The following is a 4,703-nucleotide window of genomic DNA, read 5'->3' on the forward strand; positions in this document are numbered from 1 at the left end:
TGTTAACTAACCGAAGCTAGCTACTTAAAACTTTATTGATTACGTTTTGCTTGTTCAGTTTTCAAGGTTCATGTTTCTTTATTTCGTTGTCACCTCTTGGCGACTTATACATAATAACATCGATTATTCATGAAAGTCAACACTAAATCATAAGTTTTTTTAAAGAGATTCATTTTTTATTTTAATTTTAGAAACGAGGTTATCATTATGGTCCGTAAAACGTTGATTTCACTGCTTTTAATTGTAATGCTTTTTGCCTTTTTAAAGCCTATAAATTCAACGATGATTTCTGTATTTAATATTGCGAATGCACCAGTAGTGGTCACAAAAGGACATTATGGCACATCTCTTATTGTAGAGATCTCTTTCTCTGATGACTCTCTATTAGAATGGCTCCAAACGGTGAAAGAGCCTTATCCACTTCTACTTTTAGATGCTGGTTGGATAAAACGGTCACCCGATCATTTAAAAATTATCCAACAACGAAAATTGCCTACAGGATTACTTGGGCCGGATGATTCAGTAGAAGAACCCGTTGACATTGCACTCATCCAAAAGGATATTGATACTTACGAAAAATATTTAAAAGAAAAACCTTTATGGTTTGCTACCCGAAATCATCAATATTCACAGGATTTACAGAAAGCCTTATTCCAACAACAAATGAATTTACTATCTCCTTCGCTTATTTGGCAAGGTGAGAAAACTCCAAAATTACAAAAAGGTGATTTTGTCTTTTTCCCGCTCCATCAAAATAATCAAATATCCTTTAAAGAGCTTAACACTTTCATACAACAGCATAAGTTTATGTCGATTGAAGAAAATATATTTGGTTATAAGGTTCAAACTAAAAAAGCGCCATAAAAAAATTGCCTCCAATACAGCGAGGCAATTTTTTCCTTATGCGTTTTTAGCCTGTTCACGACGAGCTTGGCGTCGTGCTTCTAATTTTTGACGATCTTCATCAGATTTTGCATTATATTTAGGTAATACTAATAATTGATACGCATTAACCGCCAATAATGGGAATAATAAAAGCGCAACATACTCATTAATATTTTCATCGCGACCCATCAAGGCAATTGTCCATTCCAACGTTGTAATGACAATCATAAAGAATAGTGCCGAAATCATTACATGTTTTTTCCCTGTTAATTTTACTTTTTGAACAGCTGTTGCTATTGCCCCAAAAATAAGGACAATTAATAGTCCTACATAGAACAACCAGCTTTGCCCATCCTTCACACCAGGAATAAAGCGGAAGAAAATTATATCGAAAATCGTTATGGCAATTAATAATAGCTGTACCCAATTCCATAATGTCAGTGTTCTAAAAATATTAACACCTACCTGATGAAGTGTTAAATAAGCAAAAAAGCCAGCTTGCGCTATAACACTCATTGTAAACCCTAAGAAAACCATCCATAAAAGTCCAGCGAAAAACTCACCCCATTGACCGTTTGCTATGTATGGTCGGAAGAATTCCCAGCGAATAAATAAACTAAAAACTCCGTTGACTGCACCACCAACGAGCATTGCAAAGAAGAAAAACTTTGCCCAATTTCGTATCGTCACAACTAAAAGTCCCCCAATTTCTCAATATATCTGTCCTTATTTTATCAATGCCTTGTTAAAAAAGCTATTTCTCATCCTAACCAATACATAAAGTCCTGAGAAATGTGAACAATAATTGAAAGAGTCTATCTAGAGAAAGGACTGATTGTCGATGCGAAAATTAACCTTATTACTGATTCTAATGCTTTTTCTTTCTGCCTGTTCACAAGATAAAACCTCTACCATGTCCTATGATGAAATAAAAAAAATCATGATTGACTCTTTACAAACAGAGGATGGTAAGAAGGCATTGCGACAGCTTTTAGAAGAGCCGAGTTTCCGTGAGCTCTTGATTTTAGAGCATGATGAAGTGAAAAAAGCTACCGAGGAAACTTTACTTTCCAAGGAAGCAGAAGACTTTTGGAAAAAAACCTTTGAAGATCCAAAGTTTAAAGAAACTGTTGCGAAAAGTATGCAAAAACAGCAACAGGATATTATGAAGAACTTAATAAAAGATCCGACTTTCCAAAAGGATATGGAGGCATTTTTCGGGCAACCCGATATGCAAAAGCAGTTGGAGACTATCCTTAAATCATCCAATATGCGCAAGCAAATGGAGGAAGTTGTAAAGGAAACGATCGAAAGCCCTTTAATGCAATCTAAATGGCAGGAACTTATTAAGAAAAGTGGCGAAACAGGTTCATCAGGAAGTGGCGATAAGAAAGAAGCGAGTGGCGATAGTGGTGGCGGATCGGATAAGGGACAAAAAAGTACCGAGTAACCTTGGTAATGTAAAAACGGATTTCCCCATAAAACTGGTGGAAATCCGTTTTTTATTATTTATTTAATTTATCGATGATTTTCGTCGCGATGTCTAAATAAATTTGTCCTGTTGTATGTTTTTCAGCGTATACAGAAGGAGCAAAATCTTCATCTGTCCAATCTGGTTGCCCAAGCGGTATTTGTCCAAGCAACTCTGTACGTAGTTCGTCAGCTAGCTTTGGTCCTCCTCCTTGCCCAAAAACAAATTCTCGGTCACCTGATTTAGATTCAAACCAAGCCATGTTTTCGATAACTCCTAAAATTTCATGGTCTGTTTGAAGCGCCATTGCCCCTGCACGAGCTGCAACAAATGCTGCTGTTGGGTGTGGAGTTGTTACAACAATTTCTTTTGATGATGGCAACATTTGATGGATATCTAATGCAACGTCACCTGTGCCAGGAGGTAAATCTAATAATAGATAATCTAATTCACCCCACTCAACATCACGGAAGAATTGATCTAATACTTTACCAAGCATTGGTCCGCGCCATACGATCGGTGCGTTATTTTCTACAAAGAAGCCCATTGAAATCATTTTTACCCCAAAGCGATCTACTGGGAAAATACGATTATCGACTACCTTAGGCATATCCGTTACACCCATCATATCAGGTACACTAAATCCATAAATATCTGCGTCAATTAAGCCGACTTTCTTTCCTAGACGAGCTAAAGCAACAGCTAAGTTTACTGATACTGTCGATTTACCAACTCCACCTTTACCAGAAGCAATTGAAATTACTTGGACTGTGCTTAATGGAGATAAAATATCTTGTGCTTCCGACTCTGTTGCTGTGCCACGGAAGCTTTGCAATTTTTCTGTTGATAGTTCTTCAAAACGAATACCAACAGTGTTTACACCTGCTTCTTTCAACACCTCAACAACTTTCATTTGTAGTTGTAATTGTTCCGGTGTATTCAGTTTAGCAATGGCAATTTTTACACTGACATGATTTTTTTCTTCTTTTATTGCTACGTTCGTAATACCATCTGTTTCTGCAAGCGATTTATGTAAAAATGGATCTTGTAGTTGTCCCAGTATTTCTCGTACTTGTTGTTCAGTAATCACGACGAACACTCCCCTTATATTGTCTCAATATTAGTATATCATAATGATTTGATTTACGTTGTAGATGTTGCTCTACTCAATTTTGGCTAATAAATAGTCTTCTATACCTTCAACTATGGCATCTGCCATTTTTTCTTGATAGTTTTTGTCCACTAATAATGCTCGTTCCTCATCATTACTAATAAAACCAGTCTCCACTAAAGCTGCAGGTACTTCCGCTTTCTTCAATAAATAGATTTGCTTAATAGACAATGCTTCACGGTCTGTATTTTTTAAATTAGTGCGAATGGATTGTTGAATACTCTTGGCAAGAATCTCTCCATCAGCATGTCCTTCCTTATGGTAAAATACCTGTGCGCCACGCCATTTTGTTTCAGGAATGGCATTTGCATGAATAGTTATAAATACATCAGGCTTTTCCTTTTCCACGATATCCTTTCTTAGGAAGATATCTTGCTTTTTCCGTTCTCTCATTGTTCCATATTTTTCTGATGGCGCATGCTCATCGATTACATCACCATTTTTTGTTCGTGTCATTATAACCGTTGCGCCTTTTTTCTTTAATTGCTTCTCTACATGCTGAGCAATTGCAAGTGTAATATCCTTTTCAATCACTTCGCCCTTTGAAGCTCCTCCGTCCTCACCACCATGCCCTGCATCAATGACAATTTTTATGCCACCAAGTGGGTCCGGTAAGAAGAAGTTACGGTCCGAAGCATTTGTTTCATATGCCACGACCACTATACTCATAAGCATAATTACTCCTAGTGCAAGCCAGCGCTTCACCCATATACACCACCCTTTTACATTTAGTGTACGAAATTAGTGGATGAACTATGCCAGAAAGTAAAAAAAACTCCCAAGTCACAAACTTGAGAGTTTTAATTTCTTCTATATTAAGGGAGGAAGAATTTTATTGGTTTGTAAAAGTAGGTTTGAATTCACCTGTATATGGCTCATGCTCTACAAATACAGTTATATCATTGCCATCTTTGTCTTTACCTGTTCGTTTATACGTGAACTTCTTATCGTTGATTTCTGTAATTTCAAGAGCTACACCATACTTATTATCACCGACAGAAACATGCGCTCTTATTTTATTATCATGAATGACATTAAAGTAACCATAGTCTCCACGACTTTCACCTGTTTCAGGATTAAAGAACTCATATTTATTTGTATTTGCATCATACTTTGCAATGCTAATGAAATTTGAATTGAATTCTGTTACATCATTACCCGCTTCATCTAACACAA

The 4,703-nt window shown here is 36.5% G+C and carries 6 protein-coding genes; 2 read left to right on the forward strand and 4 right to left on the reverse strand.

Translation table 11 applies throughout. The features are described 5' to 3' along the window. Positions 1-207 precede the first annotated feature (207 nt). On the forward strand, positions 208-864 hold the full coding sequence (locus AC1RFD_RS22245; protein ID WP_492475281.1) for a hypothetical protein: 657 nt from the start codon (positions 208-210) through the stop codon (positions 862-864). 36 nt (positions 865-900) lie between these two features. On the opposite strand, the gene AC1RFD_RS22250 is transcribed toward AC1RFD_RS22245, so the two are convergent. After that, on the reverse strand, positions 901-1,575 hold the full coding sequence (locus AC1RFD_RS22250; protein ID WP_492475282.1) for a KinB-signaling pathway activation protein: 675 nt from the start codon (positions 1,573-1,575) through the stop codon (positions 901-903). Positions 1,576-1,726: 151 nt separating this feature from the next. Between AC1RFD_RS22250 and gerD the strand changes: the two genes are divergently transcribed. Then, complete coding sequence (gene gerD / locus AC1RFD_RS22255) at positions 1,727-2,335, forward strand: spore germination lipoprotein GerD (RefSeq protein WP_269898031.1); 609 nt, start codon at positions 1,727-1,729, stop codon at positions 2,333-2,335. A 55-nt stretch (positions 2,336-2,390) separates the two neighbouring features. On the opposite strand, the gene AC1RFD_RS22260 is transcribed toward gerD, so the two are convergent. The 3 genes from AC1RFD_RS22260 to AC1RFD_RS22270 all read right to left on the reverse strand — a co-directional run. Next, positions 2,391-3,446, reverse strand: a complete 1,056-nt coding sequence (locus AC1RFD_RS22260; protein ID WP_004233758.1) for a P-loop NTPase — start codon at positions 3,444-3,446, stop codon at positions 2,391-2,393. Between the two features lie 72 nt (positions 3,447-3,518). Further along, positions 3,519-4,232: an N-acetylmuramoyl-L-alanine amidase gene (locus AC1RFD_RS22265; RefSeq protein ID WP_004233756.1), complete on the reverse strand. Its 714-nt coding sequence runs from the start codon at positions 4,230-4,232 to the stop codon at positions 3,519-3,521. A 127-nt stretch (positions 4,233-4,359) separates the two neighbouring features. After that, positions 4,360-4,703, reverse strand: a 344-nt coding sequence (locus tag AC1RFD_RS22270) for a DUF4822 domain-containing protein (protein WP_492475283.1), incomplete at its 5' end; no start/stop codon positions are given.

This window comes from Lysinibacillus sp. GW823-FHT02G10, from assembly GCF_058797135.1.